This window comes from Pseudomonas monteilii NBRC 103158 = DSM 14164, assembly GCF_000730605.1.
GTDB classification, from domain to species: Bacteria; Pseudomonadota; Gammaproteobacteria; order Pseudomonadales; family Pseudomonadaceae; genus Aquipseudomonas; species Aquipseudomonas monteilii.
On the sequence record NZ_BBIS01000120.1, the window covers coordinates 1 to 1,115 of the forward strand.

Annotated in this window: 1 protein-coding gene; it reads right to left on the reverse strand. The window is 54.9% G+C overall.

Going from position 1 to position 1,115, the window contains the following annotated elements:
- Positions 1-1,053, reverse strand: a protein-coding gene (locus PM2_RS29425) for an IS3 family transposase (RefSeq protein WP_155276344.1) whose coding sequence is annotated in 2 segments (ribosomal slippage) — positions 1-819 and positions 819-1,053 — 1,054 coding nt annotated over the 2 segments. Because the reading frame shifts where the segments join, the coding sequence is not laid out codon by codon here. This gene is flagged as partial in the annotation.
- Positions 1,054-1,115 lie beyond the last annotated feature (62 nt).

Consider the following 1,115-nt stretch of genomic DNA (forward strand, 5'->3'; position numbering starts at 1 on the left):
CGATGTAATCGAAAATATCACTTCGGGCTTCTTCACGGGTTGTGTAGATCTTTCGTCGGATGCGCTCCCGCTTCAAAAGTTGGAAAAAGCTCTCGGCTACGGCATTGTCGTGGCAGTTTCCCCGCCGACTCATGCTGCTGATTACATTGTTAGCCTTCAAGAAGCTTTGCCAATCTGAGCTACTGAACTGACTACCTTGATCTGAGTGAATCATCACTTGCTGCTGTGGCTTGCGTCGCCACACAGCCATCAACATTGCGTCGATAGCCAGGTCGCTGCACATCCTTGGCTTCATTGACCAACCAATTACTTGGCGTGAGAACAGATCCAGCACTACCGCTAGATAGAGCCATCCTTCATAGGTGCGGATGTAAGTGATATCTGTCACCCAGACCTTGTTCGGCTCACTGACCTTGAACTGCCGCGCGAGGTGGTTGGGCGAGGCCACTGTTGGTTTTCCACCGTAAAACCCTGGACGCCGCCGATAGCCCGTTTGCGAACGCAGCCCCTCCGCCTGCATCAAGCGCCCGACTCGATTTCGTCCGCATTCCTCTCCCAGCTCACGTAGGTCATCGTGAATTTTGCGGTAGCCGTATACACCTCCGCTTTCTAGCCAAGCGTGCTTGATCAAGCCAAGCAGACGTTGATCTTCTTTTGCTCGGGCAGATTGAGGCTCGGCCAGCCAGGCGTAGTAGCCGCTGGGGTGCACCTTGAGGGTTTGGCAAAGGCGCCGCACCGGGTAATCAGTCGAGTGCTTCTTGATGAAGGCGTACTTCAGCCGCACTCCTTGGCAAAGTACGCGGCGGCCTTTTTTAAGATGTCTCGCTCTTCAGTCACGCGCTTGAGTTCAGCGCGTAGCTTGCGCAATTCGGCCTGCTGATCGTCGTCTTGCTGACGCTGCTCTTGGGGCTTGGTGTAGACCTTGATCCAGGCGTAAAGGCTATGTACGGACATGCCCAGGCGCTGGGCGACATCGGCGACGGGTTTGCCTTTCTCGGTCACTTGCTTGACCGCTTCGATCTTGAACTCTTCGGGGTAACGCTGACGACTCATGGCACCTCCTATTTGGGCCTCATTATGAGGCTTGGAGGTGTCTACGAAACCAGGGGCGATTC